The following is a 17,705-nucleotide window of genomic DNA, read 5'->3' on the forward strand; positions in this document are numbered from 1 at the left end:
GAAGCGAGGCGGTATGCATCAGGTGCGAACGTCTTTCGCTACCGCGTCGAGGATGCCGTTTACGAACTTGGCCTCGCGATCGTCGAAAAACGCTTTGGCAACATCAACATACTCATTGATCGCACTGGCGGTTGGCACATCGGCGCGCGCCATCAATTCATAGGCTCCACCGCGCAGGACCTGAAGCATGGTCTTGTCGAGACGCGTCAGGGTCCACCCATCTGACAATTTATCGGTCAGATTAGCGTCTATTTCGTCACGTCGCGCGTCGACGCCGCGCACAATGTCATCGAAGAATTCGACCTCTGCATCTGCATAGACCTCGCCGTCGTGATCTTCATCATCAACTTCGCGGCCTAGCCGGTGCTGGTGAAATTCGTCGAGCAGCTTGGCGAGCGGGGTGCCTTCCATCTGCTGTTGGTAGAGTGCCTGTACAGCGGCGAGCCGCGCGGTCGAACGGGATTGCGAGCGGGGAGCGGTCATTTTATTCTCAATTCAACCGATTTGGCGTGGGCTGGAAGCCCCTCGGCATGGGCGAGTGTCGCCGCAGCCGGGCCAATTTGTGGGAAGGATGTCTTGTCGAGACCGAGAAAGCTTGTGCGCTTCATGAAGTCGAGCACCGACAGTCCGCTCGAAAAGCGCGCGCGGCGACCCGTCGGCAGGACGTGGTTTGGTCCTGCAACGTAGTCACCCACGGCCTCTGGCGTCATGCGGCCAAGGAAGATGCTGCCCGCATGCTTGATTGAGCTAAGGTAAGGCTCCGGATCATCGACAGCGATTTCGACATGTTCGGCGGCGAGGCGGTTGGCGAGGGCAGGGGCTTCGCTTGCCAGATCGTTGACGACCACAATTGCGCCGTGCGCATCCCAGCTTTCGCGGGCTGTCTTGCCGGTGTCGAGCATGGCCAACTGCACATCAACGCAGTCCTCCACCAAGGCAGCAAATCCTGAATCGTCGGTGATCAGGATCGACTGTGAGGTCGGGTCGTGTTCGGCCTGAGACAGCAAATCGGCAGCGATCCAGTCAGGATCGTTCTTGCCATCGGCGATGACCAGAATTTCGCTGGGCCCTGCGACCATGTCGATCCCGACCACACCATAAAGCTGACGTTTGGCCTCCGCGACGAAGGCATTGCCCGGGCCAGTGATCACATCGACCGGATTGATCCGCTCGGTGCCGTAAGCAAGTGCACCGACCGCCTGCGCGCCTCCGACGCGCCAAATCTCATCCACGCCCGCAACATGAGCCGCCGCAAGGACGAGCGGGTTTGAATTCCCCTTCGGTGTGGGTGTCACCACGACAAGCCGCTCTACTCCGGCAACCTTAGCGGGGATTGCATTCATCAGCAGAGACGAAGGGTATGCTGCGCGTCCGCCCGGTACATAAAGACCAGCGGCATCGACCGGGCGCCAGATTGCACCGAGGCGAACACCTGCTTCATCAACATAGTCACGGTCTGTCGGCAATTGCGCCTCATGATAGGCGCGAATGCGTGCAGCCGCGAGATCGAGCGCTTCGCGCAGATCAGGCTCGAGCGTTTTGTATGCTTCCTCACAACGCTCGGCAGAAATACTCCAGTCCGCATCGTCAACCAGACCATGGCCGTCGAAGCGCTGCGTGAATTCCAGCAAAGCCGCGTCGCCACGAGCCTTAACCGCAGCCAGAATGCTCGAAACTGTGCCCGACACATCCTTGTCCGCCTCGCGGCGCGATTCCACGATGCGCTTGAACTTCTTTGCAAAATCGGGATCGAGGCTGGAGATCATCTCCATCACGCCGCTTCCGGACTTGTGTTGCGAGCTTCCGCGCTCTCTCGAAACGCGGAAACCAAGGCCGCTACACGTGCATCGGTTTTCAACGCCGCGCGATTCACAATCAGGCGCGCGGTGATGTCGATGATCTTCGAAGTCTCGACCAGTCCATTCTGCTTGAGCGTCGTTCCGGTCGAGACAAGATCAACGATCTGACGTGCAAGGCCGAGCGACGGAGCCAGCTCCATCGCGCCGTTCAACTTGACGCATTCGGCCTGAACGCCCTGCTGCTCGAAGTGACGGCGTGTGAGGTTGGGATATTTGGTCGCCACACGCAGATGGCTCGCACCGTCAGCGCTGAAGTCATCATCGGCAAGCCGTGCAACCGATAGACGGCAGTGGCCGATATCCAGATCGACCGGCGCATAGAGATCGTCGTAGTCGAATTCCTCGATAACGTCCGAACCTACAATCCCCACCTGCGCGGCACCATGCGCAACAAATGTCGCAACATCGAATGCGCGTACACGGATTATCCGCATATCCTGGCGGGTTGTGCCGAACGATAGCGAGCGGTTGGACTTGTCGTGAAAGCCATCCTCGGGCACCACGCCCGCACGCGCCATCACCGGCAGCGCTTCGTCAAGAATGCGCCCCTTTGGCACCGCGAAAGTCAGCGGTGTGGAATTGGTGGAAGAGAGGTCGGTGGTCATTGCGCCGCGGGACTTAGGGATGCGCGCACCAAAGGGCAATGCCCGCGAGACATTGGAGAAAGCACTATGAACCAGCCAGTCATGCTCATTGAGGAATTTCAAACGGCAATTGACTGGCAGGCGCAGCACGCTGCGGAGAATGGAGCAGAATGCACTGCGCGCGTGGTCCGCGCGCTGAGCAAGGTGCGCGAATGCGATACAGCGATGGGTCAGCGGATGCGCGAATGGGCCGGATTGACGCTCAAAGACGCGATGCCGCTGCGCGTGACAGGCGGGCTGCATCATTTGGCGCTGACGGGCGTCGATGAGCGGCTGCTTCCGGTCTATTCGGGCGAGATTACCGATCAGGCCGAGGTGGATCGCATCGTGCTAGCCTTGGTGAGTGAGCACGACGAGCAGCTCACCCCTTGGCTTGATGGACCACCGCAGACCAACGAAGCCGGACGTTCGGCGAGCATTATGGCAGGGCTGCTGTGGTTGGCACAGCGCATCCAACCGCGCTTCGAGCTGTTCGAGCTTGGCGCGAGTGCGGGGGTGAACACGATGATCGAGCGGTATCATTACCGGCTTGGCGAAACCGTGGTCGGTCCTGCGGATTCTCCCATGCGAATTGCACCGGAATGGCGGGGGAGGGATCGCCACCCGCGCCGCCAGAGGATTTCGCCATCACCTCCGTGCGCGGATGTGATGTCGGACCGATTGACCTTTCCGATCAAGAAAGTGCGCTGCGGTTGAAAGCCTATGTCTGGCCCGATGCCCCAGAGCGGATGGAACGGATTGATGCCGCCATTGCGCTCGCCAGCGCAAACCCGCCTATTCTGGTAGAAATGGACGCCGGGGCATTCGTCTAAAAGTGTCTCGCCGAACCTCAAGCCCATGGTTCAACGCGGGCAATGTTTCACTCGATCATGTGGCAATACATGCCTGCTGAGACGCAAGATGCGATCACCGCGGCATTTGAAGCGGCTGGATCGCAAGCAACCGAAGACAAGCCACTGGCCTGGGTGTCTCTCGAAACCGATCCGGCAACGTTCCGCCATGAACTCAAAGTGCGGTACTGGAACGGCGGTGCTGAAAACGGCACCACTACATTACTTTCCCACGCGCATCCGCATGGCGCATGGGTTGAGTGGGTTAGCGACTAGCCCTCAACCCGTCCGTCAGATATCTAGCGCGACAACTTCCACACAAGGGATCGTGCTGACAATCCCTGTTAGGTTGCAGATCATTTTGGTTTTTGGGGTTGGCGAACGATAGCGCGCGCTCAGGACCATAAAGCCCTTAGCGTCCTTGTTCGTTTTTGCGGTCATGAGCATGGTCATGGCTGCATCCACACCGCCCGGAAACTTGTCATGATCGATTGCCATGACACGCGCGGCTGAGTTGCCCGCTCGACAGGTGAAGGCGATGCCTCTCTGGGTGTAGTAAACCTTGAATGAGGATGTGCAGGCCATGCGCTCCTGATTAGGAATTTCTTGCTGCTCGAAGCTGGAAGGGCCCGAGCTCGCAGGCTGAGCGCGCTGTGCTCTTATGCTTTGGGCAAAGCTCGGTGTAGCAGTCGCAATTATTGCTGCGCTTGCAACACCCACAACGGCAGCTTTCTTGAATTTGACCATGATCCATCTCCTCCATTTGCTCGCGGAGGATACATGACATTAGGTCACTGACCAAACTAAGCAGTCAGAAATGCGTCCATCGCAGCGTTCATTTTTTCTGGCGCTTCCCATGTCACAAAATGCCCGCAACCATAAATCGGTACCACGGTGAGCGGGTCGATCACCTCGTTCAACCCTTCGAGATTCTCCGGCGGGAGCGCGAGGTCGTCCATCGCCCAAACAACCAGCGTCGGGACGGTCAGTTTTGGCAGATCAGGTGGCACGTAGTCGGCTGGTACCTCAAAAGGCTCGTCCATCGTCGGGACAGTCATCGTGCTGCCTCGATAATAATTGATCATGCCGAAACAGGCATCGCGGTCCTCCCACTCGCTTAGCAGCCGGGCGCGTTCTTCTGCGGGCATTTCATTTGGGCGGTCCCAATTGACCTCTTGCAGCAGAATGCCGGTGATCCCCTTGTTACGGATCAGATCGTCGTTGGCCGGATCCTTGAACCCGCGAATATATTGGCTGGCCTCCCGTTGGCCGCGATGAGTGTAGAGCAGCTTCTGGAAAATTGAGGGATGCGGAGCGTTTGCAATGATTGCCCGTTCCACCCGCGCGTGTTGTCCGGCCAACGCCACTCCCCAAGCAATCGCGCCGCCCCAATCGTGCCCGACGATAGTGAATGTCTCGAGGCCCAGAGCATCTGCGAGCAGGAATGCGTCGCCAATCATTTTGTCGGGAGTGTAGTTCTCCACGCCCTGAGGTTTGGACGATTGCGCGTAGCCGCGCTGATCATAGGCGATGCAGCGAAAGCGATCCGAAAAATGCGCGATCTGATGACGCCAAGTCCGGTGGTTCTCGGGAAAGCCGTGGAGGAACATGAGCACGGGCGCATCCTTCGGCCCCTCATCGACGACCATCAGATGAATACCATTGGCCAGATCGACGCGGCGTTGCTCCATGACCATCAGCCTTCCTCTTCCATGCGCTCCATGTAACCGGCGCCAACCATGGCTGCGACCTGATCGAACAGCGCATCGGGGGTGCGACGCATTTCGCCCATCCGTTCTTCCATGCCTTGAGCGACGATGATCTCGCGCTCACCTTTGGCGATGCCATCAAGCATTGTTTTGGCCGCATCGTCGGCAGGGATGCCTTCGTCGATTGCTTTGTCGCTGCGCCCTCGCTTGGTGCCATCGCCCACCATCGCGTTTCGCGCCACGTCGGTTGCGACCGAGCCCGGATATATGACGTGGACACCAACGCCCGTCTGCGACAACTCGCCGCGCAAAGCATCCGCATAACCGGCAAGGCCGAATTTCACCGCACAATAGGCGGTGCGCATCGGAACACCCACCTTGCCAGCGATGGAGGAAATGAAGGCTAGCCCGCCGCTTTCCCGCTCCACCATATGGCCTATCAGGCCTTGGCTGAAAGCGATCTGGGCGGTGAGGTCGATATCGATGATATCGCGGTATACCTGCATATCGGTCTTAAGCGCACGGCTGCGCTGAGAAACGCCGGCATTGGCAAAGGCGAGGTCGACACCGCCTTTCCAATCGATCGCTTTGGCCGTCGCATCCGCCAGCGCTGCGTCATCGCGCACGTCAAATGGGAGGATCAGAGTTTCACCGCAGTCTGCCGCAACCTCAGCAAGTCGTGCTTCATCGCGACCTGACAACACCAGATGCGCACCCCGCGAAGCCAAGTCGCGCGCCAGTGCTGCGCCGATGCCTGATGATGCACCGGTGATCCAAACCACCTTACCGGTGTAATCCATATTAGTGCTCTCCCTGATTCCTCTCAGGGATTGCTGATCGTCTTTGGCACTTCGGGCAAGGGAATAAATTCATCCGCATCGCCCGGCACGGAGGGGAAACGCCCCTCACGCCAGTCTTCTTTGGCTTGCTGGATGCGCTCTCGATCAGAGCTGACAAAGTTCCACCAGACGTGGCGTTTGGTGGTGAAAGCCTCTCCACCTAGCAGCATGATCCTTCCTCCGCGATCGCTCGAAACGGTCATCTCTTTGCCCGGTTCAAGAACTGCCAATTCGTAAGGCTTAAGAGCTATGCCATCTACGTTGGCCTCGCCGCTTACCAGCATCACGGCGCGCTCATCGGCGTTGGCTTCAATTGGCATCGCGCCGGTTGGGGCGAGGACAATCTCGGCGTAGATCGTGTCGGCATAGGTCGTGGTTTGCGCGCTTTTCCCCCATAAGTCGCCCATAATGACCCATGCTTTGGCGCATGTGTCCTCAATGACGGGTAGGTCTGTCACCGCTTCAAATGCCGGGTCGATCTCTTCTTTGCCATCTGGAAGCGCGAGCCATGTCTGCATCCCGAACATGCCCGGGTTTGTGGCAAGCTCACCCTTTGGGCTGCGTTCCGAATGGACGATCCCGCGGCCAGCCGTCATCAAATTGACCTGACCGGGACGGATCGTGGCAAAGGTGCCAAGGCTGTCGCGGTGATCAATTGCACCTTCGAAAAGCCAAGTGACCGTGGCGAGGTTGATATGCGGGTGAGGGCGCACACCCATTCCGTCGCCGCTCAACTCTCCCGGACCGAATTCATCAACGAAGATAAAGGGCCCGACCATTTGCCGGGCTCGTGATGGCAAAACCCGGCGCACCTCAAACTGCCCAAGATCGTGCGTAACCGGCGTGATGGTTTGCGTGATCATCAGGCTGTCTCCGGCGCGCTGGCTTTGATTGCAACGGCGTGCACGCGCTCTCCGACGATATCACCGAGCGCCGCGATAACTGCGCGTTGGCGTTTTAATCGATTCATGCTGGCAAAAGCTTCCGCTTCGATCACGATTGTGAAGTGGGATTCTCCCGAACCGTCATCTCCTGAATGCCCCGCATGGTGTGCGCTATCATTGATGATTTCGAGCTGCGTGGGCGCAAATGCCTCGGTCAGCAGTGTCGTCATTTCGTCGGCAATGGGTCCGCTCACGGCATTTTGTCCTTTTTGCATTCTTGGCATTTGGGCGTCGAAACCCCATTGTTTCAAGCTTTATGTCTCAATCCAAGTTCCATGGCCGCCATGATGATGCGGATCGCCAGTGCGAAGCGCCGGGCTGCACCGAGGCGGGCGAGTTTCGCGCGCCCGGCTATCGTGCGAGTGGATTTGACGGGCCGGGTGAGTGGCGCTGGTTTTGCCTAGAGCATGTTCGCGAGTTCAACGCGGGCTATGATTGGTTCGAGGGTATGAGCGCCGATGAGATCTTTAGCGCCCAGTCGCCTGTGAATGGTTGGCGCACCGAAAGCCCCGGTTTCTCGCAGCGTGTTCACGTGGATGGGTTGCCGCGCTGGGCCGACTTTGACGATCCGCTTGACGCGATTTCAGCTCGTGCGGCGGGGATCAAAAGCAAGGCGCAGCGCGAAGCGACGATGGCAATGGATGGCCGCTTTTCGAAGGACGAGGCGCAGGCGCTGGAGGTTATGGGATTGGGCCTCAACACCGACCGACGCCGATTGCGCCGACGGTATTCAGAACTGGTGCGCCGCTATCACCCTGACCGCAATGGCGGTGACCGAAAGTTCGAAGCGCGGCTGAACAAAGTTGTTGATGCGTATCAGTTACTGCGAAAGAGCCGCGCGCTAGCCTGACTATAGTCAACGGCCCCGTGTTAAGACCGGCTCAAACTCACCGAAGATCAATCGCGATGGGTCAAATGGTGGGTCGCCCTGCGGATAGTCTTCAAATCCCTCGCCGCGTCCCATGGCCTCTTGTGCCTTGGTAAGCGTTTCCTTGTCCGGCCAGATGACCCAGCCAGTTACGATCTTTTCGCCTTCTTCCGCAGCAACAGCCTTGCGCAGGTCCGTCTTCTTGCCGTCGGGCACATTGACTTCCCAGGCTTCCATAACCTCCAAGGCACCGTTTTTCATTGACCAATCGGCCATGAATTCGGCTGCTTTAGCGTAAGCATCCCGGTTGGCTTCGGGCACTGACAGAACGGCCATCGCTACATACATCGACGTTCTCCTCTACGATCCGAGCGCCAATATTGTTCAGGATTATGGCGAGATCGCGTCAATTCTGGCGAAAGGCCCAGCGCAGGGTTTTGCCCGCACCCCATGTTGCTGCGCGAGCGGGTAGGGCGGTGAGCGTGGGCCTGCGCAATCGCAGCATGGAACGGCCCCAATCGGGCAGCATCGCAACCGCTTCTGCGCCCAGCATTCGCTGCACACCGGGCGGGGTGCCGGGAGGCTTCTGGCTGAGCACCAACTGTGCAACCTCTCGTGCCTCTGGTGAAGCTTTTAGGTCGCTGCGCAGTTCGCGCAAGATCGCATCCGCTTCGGCCCGGGTTTCTGGAACGGGGTCAGCACCCAGCGCGCGGGCGACAATGGCGAATTGGCGGTAATATTCGTCCTGGTCACTCGAAGGCATATTCGGCCGAACATGCCGCAAGTAGCCTGCAAGGAAGCTCTGCGCTTCAACCACATGGACCCAAGCCAGCGTACGCGGATTGGTGGCGTTATAGGGCGTCCCATCGGGGAGTGCGCCTTCGATCCGCGCATGGATGCGATTGACCGCGCGAATTGTCGCCATTGCCGTTTCGCGATCACCAAACGTCGTCACTGCAATAAACCGAGCCGTGCGCTGCAATCGCCCGTGCATATCCTCGCGAAAATTGGAATGATCCAGCACGCCTTGCAGCGCGTGCGGATGTAGCATTTGCAGGAGCAGGCTCCGAATGCCGCCGGTCATCATGCCCACCAGATCGGCATGGACCATGCGGATCGGCGTATCTTTCTCAAACAGCGCATTTTCCGATGGCGGAACTGGCTTCTGTCCATTCGACGTGTCGTTGAACACGGCTCGCACCTGATCAACAAGTTTTAGTCGCAGAGATTCAATCGGATCGGCCATCGCAGTGAATGTAATCACAGCAATCGGATTTTTCGAGCGTGATTGCCCTTTCATCGTCTCACTTTATCGCCATTTTGGGGTCATGCAGATCAACGCCGAATTCGATAAGCCAGCCTTTGCGCACACCGATCAGTTGGATTGGCAAGCATCACCGATGCCTGGCGTGGACAGGCGAATGCTTGATCGGATCGGCGATGAAGTGGCTCGCGCGACCAGCATTGTGCGGTACGCTGAGGGAAGCGTCTTTTCTGAGCACACCCATTCCGGTGGTGAGGAGTTCATCGTTCTGGAAGGTGTGTTTCAGGATGAGCACGGTGACTATCCGGCTGGCACTTATGTCCGCAATCCGGTTGGCACACATCACATTCCCCGATCCGAACCCGGCTGCACTATCTTTGTGAAACTGTGGCAGTTTGATCCGGCCGATAGGGATCAGTTCTCTATTGATCTCAACGCGGTTGAGCTGACTCCTGACCCGCGACGTCAAGGCGTTTCGAGCGCTATTCTCGCTGATCGCGACTACGAACGCGTTGTAGTGGAGCAGTGGGATGAAGGTGTCACTACCGAGCTGGTTTCGGATGGCGGTTGCGAAATTCTGGTTCTCGAAGGCGCTGTCGAACATGGATGCGAGAAATTCGCCCGCCATGATTGGCTCCGTTTCCCAGAGGGAGCACCTGTATCAGTCACAGCCAAAGAGGATGGCGCGCGGCTTTGGATCAAAAGCGGTCACCTGTCCCAAATCACGGTCCCAGACCAAAGCTGACATGTAAATCGTGTGCGATTTGAAACTTAACTGCTCTGCGCGGGTTGCTTAGGGACGCAACGCGCTTTAACCGGACCTCGCAATGAACTCACACTCTACCGAAGACTTCGCTGGCGGCAGCGCCATCCCGTCCGAGCCCGATACGACAGTTGATGTGCGCGACACATTCGGCATCGATGTTGATTGGCAGGTCCCCGCGTTCAGCGGCAATGACGAACACGTGCCTGAGCTCGACGAAGATTACGTCTTCGACCCCGACACCACTCTCGCGATCCTCGCAGGCTTTGCACACAACCGCCGCGTAATGGTTCAGGGTTATCACGGTACGGGTAAATCGACCCACATTGAACAGGTCGCGGCTCGCCTCAACTGGCCCAGCATCCGCGTGAACCTGGACGCGCATATCAGCCGTATTGATCTGGTGGGCCGCGATGCGATTGTTCTGAAAGACGGGCTTCAAGTTACTGAGTTCAAGGAAGGCATCCTGCCATGGGCGCTGCAGCACCCTGTTGCGCTCACCTTTGACGAGTATGATGCGGGTCGTCCGGACGTGATGTTCGTGATTCAGCGTATTCTCGAATTTGATGGTCGCCTGACGCTGCTAGATCAGAATCGCGTGATCACGCCGAATCCTTATTTCCGCCTCTTCGCGACCACCAACACGGTCGGGCTGGGGGATACGAGCGGACTGTATCACGGTACGCAGGCAATCAACCAAGCGCAGATGGACCGCTGGAACATTGTTGTCGCGCTCAACTACCTGCCCGCTGAAACCGAACAACAGATTGTAAAGTCGAAGACACCGGATGCGGACGATGCGATGATCGCTGACATGGTCAAAGTCGCCGAGCTTACGCGCCAAGGTTTCATGAACGGCGATATCTCGACCGTCATGAGTCCGCGCACCGTCATCACATGGGCGCAGAACGCGGCGATCTTTAACTCGGTCGGTTTCGCCTTCCGCCTTAGCTTCCTCAACAAATGTGATGAGGCAGAGCGCACTCTGGTCAGCGAATACTATCAGCGCGTGTTCAACGAAGACCTACCTGAAAGCGCTGCTCAGGGTTCGTAAAGGTAGCGGATCATAGCGTTTACTTGCAGGCAGGTGTCCTATCCTGCTAACACAGTGGTGCTATGGGGCTGTTCGAACGAATCCGTCTTGGCAAGAACCGCTCGTCGCAGTCCCGCGACGAGGCGGCTGGTGGTGCGGGATACTACGCCACTTATGAGTCACAGCGCGACTATGACCCCGATGACGACTGGGACCGCCCATCGCGCGTCGGCACGGCCAGCCGCTTTGACGAATGGGACGAGCAACTAAATGAGGCAGATCGCCAGACTGAGGCGATCGTCCGACACAAGCGTCCTTTCTGGACCCCCACCTATTGGCGCGGGCGGCGCAAGCGTTGGTGGGCGGCACGGATCGTTGCGGGGATGATCATGATGTTCATCCTGCTCGTTGCGTGGCTGACCGTCACAGCGCCCTTGTCCAAGTCGCTCGAGCCAATCGCCCCGCCGCAGGTCACGCTGGTCGCGAATGATGGCACACCCATCGCACGAAGCGGCGCCGTGGTGGCGGAGCCAGTCAATGTGGCTGATCTGCCCGACCATGTGATCGAGCCGTTTCTCGCGATTGAAGATCGCCGGTTCTATTCGCATTGGGGCGTTGACCCGCGCGGCATTGCACGTGCGGCGTGGACCGGGCGAGGCGGTGGCAGCACGATCACGCAACAATTGGCTAAGTTCACCTTCCTGACGCCGGAGCAGACGCTGACCCGCAAAGCGCGTGAGGCTCTGATCGCTTTCTGGCTGGAAGCATGGCTGACCAAAGATGAGATACTCAGCCGCTACCTCTCCAATGCCTATTTCGGAGACAATCAATACGGGCTGCGCGCAGCGAGCCTTCACTATTTCTATCGCAAGCCGGAGAACCTGAAGCCCAATCAGGCGGCCATGCTGGCAGGGCTGTTGCAGGCCCCATCGCGCTACGCCCCGACGAAGAATTTCGACAAAGCGAAAGCACGTATGGATCAGGTCGTCGGTGCACTTGTCGACGCCGAGTATATCACGCAGGCCGAAGCTGACGCTATGCCGACGCCGGTCGTAGACTCGCGGACGGTCAACGACTTGCCAACCGGCACTTATTTTGCCGACTGGGCATTGCCGATGGCGCGCAAGCAGATGGAAGCGAGTTACTCCAATCAAGTGCTGACAACGACGCTCGATGCGAACTTTCAGCAGCTGGCAAGCCGCGTAACGGGGCGAGCCGCACTGGGCGGGGCGCAGGTGGCTTTGGTTGCGATGCGACCGACAGGTGAAGTTGTCGCGATGGTTGGGGGCAAGGATTACGCCGCGTCGCCATTCAATCGCGCAACACAGGCAAAGCGCCAGCCTGGCTCAACGTTCAAGCTATTTGTTTATCACGCAGCCTTGCAGGCTGGCTGGTCGCCCGAGGATATGATTGCGAATACGCCCATCGAGACGGGTTCTTATCGACCCAAGAACTCGGGCGAAAAATACTCCGACGAAATCACTCTTGAACAAGCATTTTCGACTTCAAGCAACGTCGCTGCGGTGAGGCTTTTCAATGAAGTTGGCAGCAAGAACGTTATCGAATCTGCGCGCGATTTAGGTGTGACGTCGCCTTTGCCAGAGGGCGACCCAAGTCTCGCGTTGGGCACGTCTTCCATGACGTTGCTCGAGCTCACCTCTGCCTATGCCGGTGTGGCGGCCAACTCGTTCCCCGTGCGCCCGCATCCTCTGCCACAAGAGGAAAAATCGTGGTGGCAGTCATTCTGGGACTGGATCTGGGGCAATGAGGACAGCATGTCCTATCGCGTGAGCGATGATTTGCAGCAGATGATGCGCACCGCGATCAACACCGGCACTGGTCGTGCGGCGATGCTGCCGATTGCCAATTATGGGAAGACCGGAACAACGCAGGATTACCGTGATGCATTGTTCGTCGGTTATGCCGAAGACTTGGTCGTAGGCGTGTGGGTCGGCAATGACGATAATAGCCCTTTGAACAAAGTGAGCGGTGGCGGATTGCCTGCGCGGATCTGGAAAGACTTTATGCGCGGTGCACTGTCACTGAAAGCGCCAGCTCGACCTACCCGCACGCCTGACCCACAGGGGCCGATTGAGCCTCTCGACGTCGAAGAGGGCGCTGAGATTCCCTTGGGGGAGGATGGAACCAGCCTTCGGATTGAAGAGGATGGCTTATCGGTCGAAGCTGAAATCGGCGGCGCGCCTGTGGAATTCCGGATTGACGAGGACGGCTTCAACATAAACCCCGGACAAAGCCCGCCGGAGGAATAGCAGGCGGCATTATGCCATCAGGATGTTCATCACGGCGCTTGCGATGGGGCGCGAACGATCATCCTGCCACGCCTCCACCGAAAGATTGGCGCTGCGACGACCGAGCCGCGTGATGCGGGCAAGAGCGAATGTCTGCTTTTGCTTGCCAGCGGAAAGATATTGAACTGTGATGTTGATCGGTTTGAGTTGCGGTGTGCGCCCCTCAGCCAACAGCGCATGTCGCAACGCTGCGTAACCTGCGTTTTCGAGCAAGCCAGCCGTTGCTCCGCCATGGAAGTGTCCGGGTCGTCCTTCCACGGAAGGACCGAAGTCGACAGTCAGAACAGGTGTGTCGCCTTCCATCTCGTGAAAGGCGATCCCCAATGATCGAGCATAGGCCGGTAGGGTTGGCATATTAGTCATCGGCCGCCCCTTCCGATTTTGCGTTTACCTGTGACGGTGGTGATTTCTGCCGAGGATCATGGGCGATTGTCATAAATACGCCCGCAACATGCGCGACGGGATCGTTGAGATCCCCATCATGCGCGATCCCGCGAACAAACGCCGCTGACCGGGTTGAGCGATAGCATTCCACTCTGCCGTATACTGCTGAACGTTCCTTCGCGGCGCGCTGGTAATCCACGCGCAGATCTAATGTGGCGATGGGCGTGAATGTTCCTTTGGACTGCCAAATCGACATGCCGCTCGCCATGTCCATCAGGCTGACTATGGGGCCAGAGGCAAGGACTGGACGATCCGGTTCACCCAGCAGATCCTCGCGCCAAGGTAATTCTAACTCAACCCAGTTTTCACCATGGTCGTGATATCGCAATCCAAGCCATCCGGAGTGGCCGTGTTTGAAGAAGAACTTCGCGGCTTCTTTCGGGTTGAATGGCGGCAAGTTTGAGCTCATGCGCGCTGCCTAGCTGCGCTGCGATATTCATTACAATGTTTTAATTTTTTCGGCAGCGCCAGATCGCGCACCATTCTCTTGTCGCTCGGCATTCATCGGGCGTCAGACAAGGGGCGAAGCTATGCCAAAAATTGACTTATCCTCATTGCCGGGCCTTGAAACAGCGAAGGGTCTTTACGGTTCGATCTCCTCTACGGAGACCTCTGCCGGAGGACCGATTGTTGAAATCATGGTCTACATTTACGAAACCGCTCCGCCACCACCACCTCCTCCTCCGGGACTGTTCTTCTAATCCGGGATTGGCCAGTTGCGTGTGCATCCCGACATCGCGGCGCTGCGGAGCAATCGAGCTTCGCAGCGCCATGCGCAGTCTTCGATCGATCGGGTCATTGCGCAATGGCAAGTAACTCCGCAGACTCGACACGTGGCGCGGGATTTGGCGGCTTTCGGCTCTGGAGCGGACGTCAAAGAGTGCAAGTTTTTGTGGAGGATGCTGGAGTCCGAGGCACCTGCGCGGGACTGGCTTGATCTCCTAATCGATGCGATCTTGGCCACGCTTAGGGATAACCCTTTGGCCGAGGTGCCGCTCAACGGCAAGTCTGCGGAGAGCTACACAATTCTACGGTTGATTGCAGCGGGCGAAGCAACGCTAAGCTTGTGTGCGTATTGGCCTGTCGAAATTGCTCGCGCGCCAGCCGGCGCTGTGTTCAACGATCATCAGAGTCACGAGGTAATTCTGTCGGGAAAAGCGAAGGGCGCGATTGTTGCCGTCGACCAGCACGCCCCAAGCGCGACAATCTGCAAGAAGCAATACATCTGGAAAGAGGGTGACACGATCACGCTGGACTACATGCAGACGCGTTTTCTCCACGCAATTGATCGACCCGTCCTGACCCTCCATGTCGCAAGAACGCCGGCGGAAGCCGGGCCGGCGCACCAATATCATGTCGAAACCGGCGAACGCATTCACAGTGCGAGCGGGAATAAGCGGACGAGCCGACTGCAAATGGCTGTAGCGCTCTTGGGCGCTCTTGAGCATGAACCGGCGCTGCCCGAGCTAAAGCAACTGGCATCCGACCTGGAAGCCGATCCAGATCTGCGATGGGAAGCCGTCAGGCAATGCCTTGCACTTGATGCCGCGACAGGGTTCCTTTTGCTCTCGAAATTGAGCCAAGATGTTGCTGACCCGCTTGCAAGTACCGCTTCAGCGCTTCGCAGGATTCTCATGTCGACTTACCCGCAGCTAGCGACGCAGGCCGCATAATGCCCCGCGTGATGCATTGCGATGACAACTCGTCTTGCTCATTGGAGCAGGCGATAGATGCGCTTGCCGCCTTGGAGTTTGACCCATCTGATGAAGAAAAGCTGCAATCGGCGGCAATTTGGCTGAAGAAGCTTGGCAACAACCGGACCTTCCTCGCCAACCTTTTGGTCGATCAGATCGCAGGCCGATCAAACACTGCATCCGCGCTCGATAGCGGTTATGGTCCGCAAGCAATCATGCTCAGCCCGCGTTACGAGGGGGAACGAGGCGGCATGTTTTTGCGTGCCAATATCTGGCCCGCCGAAGACGATCTGTGCTTTAGGACCAGCGGCGCTCGCAGTTTTGTCTATGGAGTGCCGCACGATCACAACTTCAGCTTCCTAACCTGCGGGTATTCCGGCCCGGGCTATCGCAGCGACTATTACGACTACGATTATGAAACGGTGGCTGGCCATCCCGGTGAACGGGTCGAATTGCGGTTTGTAGAGCGCAGCACGCTCGAACCAGGTAAAGTGATGCTCTACCGCGCGCACCGCGACATTCACAGCCAGCTGCCGCCTGAAGCGCTCTCGGTCTCGCTTAACGTCATGCATATCGATCCAGCGCAGTGCTGGTTCGATCAATACGGTTTTGATCTTGATCGTGGCGAGGTCACCCGTCTTCTCAATGGGAACACGACCGAAGTGTTTATGCGTATCGCGGTCGCGAGCGGGAGCGAGGAGGCATTCGACTTTGCTGAATGGGTAGGGCGGTCTCATCCTAGTGACCGGTTGCGCTTGGCAAGCTTTAAGGCGCAGGCGGCGGTGGCCGATAATGCTAAGGCAGACCAAATTTGGGGGGCAGCGGAAAAGAGCGGCAGTCGGATGGTCGCGGCGATCGCAAGACGTCGCCGCAAAGCAATGACCGCTTAGATCACTCCGCCGGCAAGCCGATCAATCGCGCCTTGCAAGATCACAGCCGCGGCGTGGCTGTCGATGGCCTCGGCACGTTTGGCGCGGCTCATATCCTGCCCGATCATCGCCGCTTCGGCGCTTTGCGTGGACCAACGCTCATCCCACAGCAGAACGGGCATTTCAAAAGCCTCGGAAAGATTGCGGGCAAATGCGCGGGAGCTTTGCGCACGTGGTCCCTCACTGCCATCCATGTTGCGGGGTAGGCCAAGCACGATGCCCTTGATCGCGCGCTGTTCGATCAACTCGCCGATCAGCGCCTTGTCGCGCCCCCATTTTCCACGCCCCAGGGTCTTACCATTGGTGGCAAACCGCCAGCCCGCATCGCAGAATGCGGTGCCGATAGTCTTGGTGCCAAGGTCAAGACCCAGCAGCGCTCCGCCATCGGAAAGCGCGTCTGAGAAATCCAAGGCATTCTCGACAATCAGGATGCGTCCTCAGCGGTGTTCACAAACGCACGTACACGGCGGTTCACATCTGCGCGCGTATTCGCCCAGAACAGCGGGATGTCATAAACGTGATAGTTGTTCCCGGGCAGCACATAGTCGTTGCCGCCAATCTCCGGCGGATTGCCGATCAGCAGCAATCCACGGTCGTCGCAGCGGGCCGGAACGGCCTCGGGCACAAGCCTGCCTGATGTGATTGTGTCGTTCGGAAGCAAAGTGCCGAGGTTAACGTCAGCAGATGCGTCGCCCTCGAATGTCCCGGTGAGCGGGTTGGTGCAGAGGATTTTGCTGTTCCCGCGCGCTTGCCCGTTGAAGCCAGTGGACTTCGCATAGGTTTCCATGACGGTGGAGGGATCAGCAGGCTCGGCAAAACTAGACCACGATAGGACGCAGCCAGTTTGCGCTGCAGTCGCGCAGGCCGCAATTCCCATTTCTGGAAGATCAATCTCAATCGAGATGGGCCAACCGACAGCGTATGCTGCCACCAAACGGTCGGCGATATCGCTGTCTTTAACTTCCTCGCGCAGCAGGCGGATCAGGTGCAGCGAGCCCTGACTGTGTCCGACCAGCACGATAGGCGTGTCGGCATCAAGCGACTCCAGGAAGTAGCGGTAGGCCTCCAGAACATCGCTATAGGCCGCGTCGATGGCTTTCTGGCCTTCTTCAGCATCAGTCAGAAATGCGCCCATCGTCGCTTGGCGATACTTGGGAGCCCATATCTCGTTTGCTTCGTTGAACGGGCTCGCCATGCCGCGAAGGTAGATGCGGGCTATGCGCTCTGCCTCGGCATCGGCATTCTCACCTATCGGCGCGTTCCACGCCTCGCGGTTCAGATAGCTGGTCGGATGGACGAAGAAGACAGCGAAGTTCGGTCCGTCGCCGGATTCGCTGTCAATGACGTTGGATGGCCTCCAGCGCGCCGGATCATTTGTCCCCATCCCCGGACGCGAATACCAAAGCGACGGGTCTTGGTACGCGTTGGCTTGCAATGGCTCTTGTGGCGTGAACTCAGTCGAAGGCACAAGCACCGCCGCAGCGATCTCTTCCTTGAACATCTCCCAGCCGATCCGGCCGATCAACGCAAGAACGATGCAGAACGCGATGAAATACAGGAATTTCTTGGCCATTAG

At 58.1% G+C, this 17,705-nt stretch carries 22 protein-coding genes and 1 pseudogene; 9 read left to right on the plus strand and 14 right to left on the minus strand.

The window, feature by feature from the left end:
* Positions 1 to 18: 18 nt before the first annotated feature.
* The 3 genes from nusB to hisG are packed head-to-tail and all read right to left on the minus strand — an operon-like array spanning position 19 to position 2,464.
* Positions 19 to 483, minus strand: coding sequence for a transcription antitermination factor NusB (gene nusB, locus AC0V6K_RS11560; RefSeq protein WP_472622381.1), 465 nt, complete (start codon positions 481 to 483; stop codon positions 19 to 21).
* The gene (gene hisD, locus AC0V6K_RS11565; protein ID WP_472622383.1) at positions 480 to 1,772 is read right to left on the minus strand and encodes a histidinol dehydrogenase; all 1,293 of its coding nucleotides are present in this window, start codon (positions 1,770 to 1,772) and stop codon (positions 480 to 482) included. Before hisD ends, nusB begins: the two co-directional genes overlap by 4 nt.
* Positions 1,772 to 2,464, minus strand: coding sequence for an ATP phosphoribosyltransferase (gene hisG / locus AC0V6K_RS11570; protein ID WP_472622385.1), 693 nt, complete (start codon positions 2,462 to 2,464; stop codon positions 1,772 to 1,774). The genes hisD and hisG overlap by 1 nt, the downstream gene beginning before the upstream one ends.
* Positions 2,465 to 2,530: 66 nt before the next feature.
* On the opposite strand from hisG, the gene AC0V6K_RS11575 reads away from it, so the two are divergent.
* The gene (locus AC0V6K_RS11575) at positions 2,531 to 3,199 is read left to right on the plus strand and encodes a DUF2332 family protein (RefSeq protein WP_472622387.1); all 669 of its coding nucleotides are present in this window, start codon (positions 2,531 to 2,533) and stop codon (positions 3,197 to 3,199) included.
* Positions 3,085 to 3,609 (plus strand): annotated as a pseudogene (locus AC0V6K_RS11580) (DUF2332 family protein). Before AC0V6K_RS11575 ends, AC0V6K_RS11580 begins: the two are co-directional and overlap by 115 nt.
* Before the next feature lie 15 nt (positions 3,610 to 3,624).
* Here the strand turns inward: AC0V6K_RS11580 and AC0V6K_RS11585 are convergent.
* Genes AC0V6K_RS11585 through AC0V6K_RS11605 form a run of 5 tightly spaced genes read right to left on the minus strand, consistent with a single transcriptional unit; the run spans position 3,625 to position 6,995 of the window.
* Positions 3,625 to 4,080 carry a hypothetical protein gene (locus AC0V6K_RS11585; RefSeq protein ID WP_472622389.1) on the minus strand — a complete coding sequence of 152 codons (456 nt, stop codon included), beginning with the start codon at positions 4,078 to 4,080 and terminating at the stop codon, positions 3,625 to 3,627.
* A 56-nt stretch (positions 4,081 to 4,136) separates the two neighbouring features.
* Positions 4,137 to 5,030 (minus strand): alpha/beta fold hydrolase, encoded by an 894-nt coding sequence (locus tag AC0V6K_RS11590; protein WP_472622391.1) that lies wholly within the window; start codon positions 5,028 to 5,030, stop codon positions 4,137 to 4,139.
* Positions 5,030 to 5,842, minus strand: coding sequence for an SDR family NAD(P)-dependent oxidoreductase (locus AC0V6K_RS11595; RefSeq protein WP_472622393.1), 813 nt, complete (start codon positions 5,840 to 5,842; stop codon positions 5,030 to 5,032). Before AC0V6K_RS11595 ends, AC0V6K_RS11590 begins: the two co-directional genes overlap by 1 nt.
* A 23-nt stretch (positions 5,843 to 5,865) precedes the next feature.
* Entirely contained in the window at positions 5,866 to 6,744 is an 879-nt protein-coding gene (locus AC0V6K_RS11600; protein WP_472622395.1) for a pirin family protein, read from the minus strand.
* Positions 6,744 to 6,995 carry a BolA family protein gene (locus AC0V6K_RS11605; RefSeq protein WP_472626133.1) on the minus strand — a complete coding sequence of 84 codons (252 nt, stop codon included), beginning with the start codon at positions 6,993 to 6,995 and terminating at the stop codon, positions 6,744 to 6,746. The genes AC0V6K_RS11600 and AC0V6K_RS11605 overlap by 1 nt, the downstream gene beginning before the upstream one ends.
* Before the next feature lie 86 nt (positions 6,996 to 7,081).
* Between AC0V6K_RS11605 and AC0V6K_RS11610 the strand changes: the two genes are divergently transcribed.
* Positions 7,082 to 7,675: a DnaJ domain-containing protein gene (locus AC0V6K_RS11610; protein WP_472622397.1), complete on the plus strand. Its 594-nt coding sequence runs from the start codon at positions 7,082 to 7,084 to the stop codon at positions 7,673 to 7,675.
* Between the two features lie 6 nt (positions 7,676 to 7,681).
* Here the strand turns inward: AC0V6K_RS11610 and AC0V6K_RS11615 are convergent, their stop codons facing one another.
* Positions 7,682 to 8,041, minus strand: a complete 360-nt coding sequence (locus AC0V6K_RS11615; protein ID WP_472622399.1) for a DUF1428 domain-containing protein — start codon at positions 8,039 to 8,041, stop codon at positions 7,682 to 7,684.
* Positions 8,042 to 8,099: 58 nt separating this feature from the next.
* A complete protein-coding gene (locus AC0V6K_RS11620; RefSeq protein ID WP_472626135.1) occupies positions 8,100 to 8,939 on the minus strand; it encodes an oxygenase MpaB family protein in 840 nt (279 codons plus the stop codon).
* Between the two features lie 4 nt (positions 8,940 to 8,943).
* On the opposite strand from AC0V6K_RS11620, the gene AC0V6K_RS11625 reads away from it, so the two are divergent.
* The 3 genes from AC0V6K_RS11625 (at position 8,944) to AC0V6K_RS11635 (ending at position 13,023) form a co-directional block, all read left to right on the plus strand.
* Positions 8,944 to 9,702 carry a cupin domain-containing protein gene (locus tag AC0V6K_RS11625; protein ID WP_486172642.1) on the plus strand — a complete coding sequence of 253 codons (759 nt, stop codon included), beginning with the start codon at positions 8,944 to 8,946 and terminating at the stop codon, positions 9,700 to 9,702.
* Between the two features lie 82 nt (positions 9,703 to 9,784).
* Complete coding sequence (cobS, locus tag AC0V6K_RS11630; RefSeq protein ID WP_472622403.1) at positions 9,785 to 10,774, plus strand: cobaltochelatase subunit CobS; 990 nt, start codon at positions 9,785 to 9,787, stop codon at positions 10,772 to 10,774.
* A 62-nt stretch (positions 10,775 to 10,836) separates the two neighbouring features.
* Positions 10,837 to 13,023 carry a transglycosylase domain-containing protein gene (locus AC0V6K_RS11635; RefSeq protein ID WP_472622405.1) on the plus strand — a complete coding sequence of 729 codons (2,187 nt, stop codon included), beginning with the start codon at positions 10,837 to 10,839 and terminating at the stop codon, positions 13,021 to 13,023.
* A gap of 9 nt (positions 13,024 to 13,032) precedes the next feature.
* Here the strand turns inward: AC0V6K_RS11635 and AC0V6K_RS11640 are convergent, their stop codons facing one another.
* Positions 13,033 to 13,425 carry a PaaI family thioesterase gene (locus AC0V6K_RS11640; RefSeq protein ID WP_472622407.1) on the minus strand — a complete coding sequence of 131 codons (393 nt, stop codon included), beginning with the start codon at positions 13,423 to 13,425 and terminating at the stop codon, positions 13,033 to 13,035.
* The gene (locus AC0V6K_RS11645; RefSeq protein ID WP_472622409.1) at positions 13,418 to 13,915 is read right to left on the minus strand and encodes a PaaI family thioesterase; all 498 of its coding nucleotides are present in this window, start codon (positions 13,913 to 13,915) and stop codon (positions 13,418 to 13,420) included. Before AC0V6K_RS11645 ends, AC0V6K_RS11640 begins: the two co-directional genes overlap by 8 nt.
* Positions 13,916 to 14,036: 121 nt before the next feature.
* Here AC0V6K_RS11645 and AC0V6K_RS11650 point away from each other — a divergent pair, with 121 nt between their 5' ends.
* The 3 genes from AC0V6K_RS11650 (at position 14,037) to AC0V6K_RS11660 (ending at position 16,090) form a co-directional block, all read left to right on the plus strand.
* Positions 14,037 to 14,207 (plus strand): hypothetical protein, encoded by a 171-nt coding sequence (locus AC0V6K_RS11650; protein ID WP_472622411.1) that lies wholly within the window; start codon positions 14,037 to 14,039, stop codon positions 14,205 to 14,207.
* Positions 14,208 to 14,339: 132 nt separating this feature from the next.
* Positions 14,340 to 15,179, plus strand: a complete 840-nt coding sequence (locus AC0V6K_RS11655) for a hypothetical protein (RefSeq protein WP_486172643.1) — start codon at positions 14,340 to 14,342, stop codon at positions 15,177 to 15,179.
* Entirely contained in the window at positions 15,179 to 16,090 is a 912-nt protein-coding gene (locus tag AC0V6K_RS11660; protein WP_486172644.1) for a transposase, read from the plus strand. The genes AC0V6K_RS11655 and AC0V6K_RS11660 overlap by 1 nt, the downstream gene beginning before the upstream one ends.
* On the opposite strand, the gene ruvX is transcribed toward AC0V6K_RS11660, so the two are convergent.
* Together ruvX and AC0V6K_RS11670 are read right to left on the minus strand one after the other, a co-directional pair.
* A complete protein-coding gene (ruvX, locus tag AC0V6K_RS11665; protein WP_472622417.1) occupies positions 16,087 to 16,539 on the minus strand; it encodes a Holliday junction resolvase RuvX in 453 nt (150 codons plus the stop codon). The genes AC0V6K_RS11660 and ruvX overlap by 4 nt on opposite strands.
* Positions 16,540 to 16,553: 14 nt before the next feature.
* Complete coding sequence (locus AC0V6K_RS11670; protein WP_472622419.1) at positions 16,554 to 17,702, minus strand: DUF3089 domain-containing protein; 1,149 nt, start codon at positions 17,700 to 17,702, stop codon at positions 16,554 to 16,556.
* Positions 17,703 to 17,705 lie beyond the last annotated feature (3 nt).

This window comes from Erythrobacter sp. S43 (assembly GCF_057364955.1).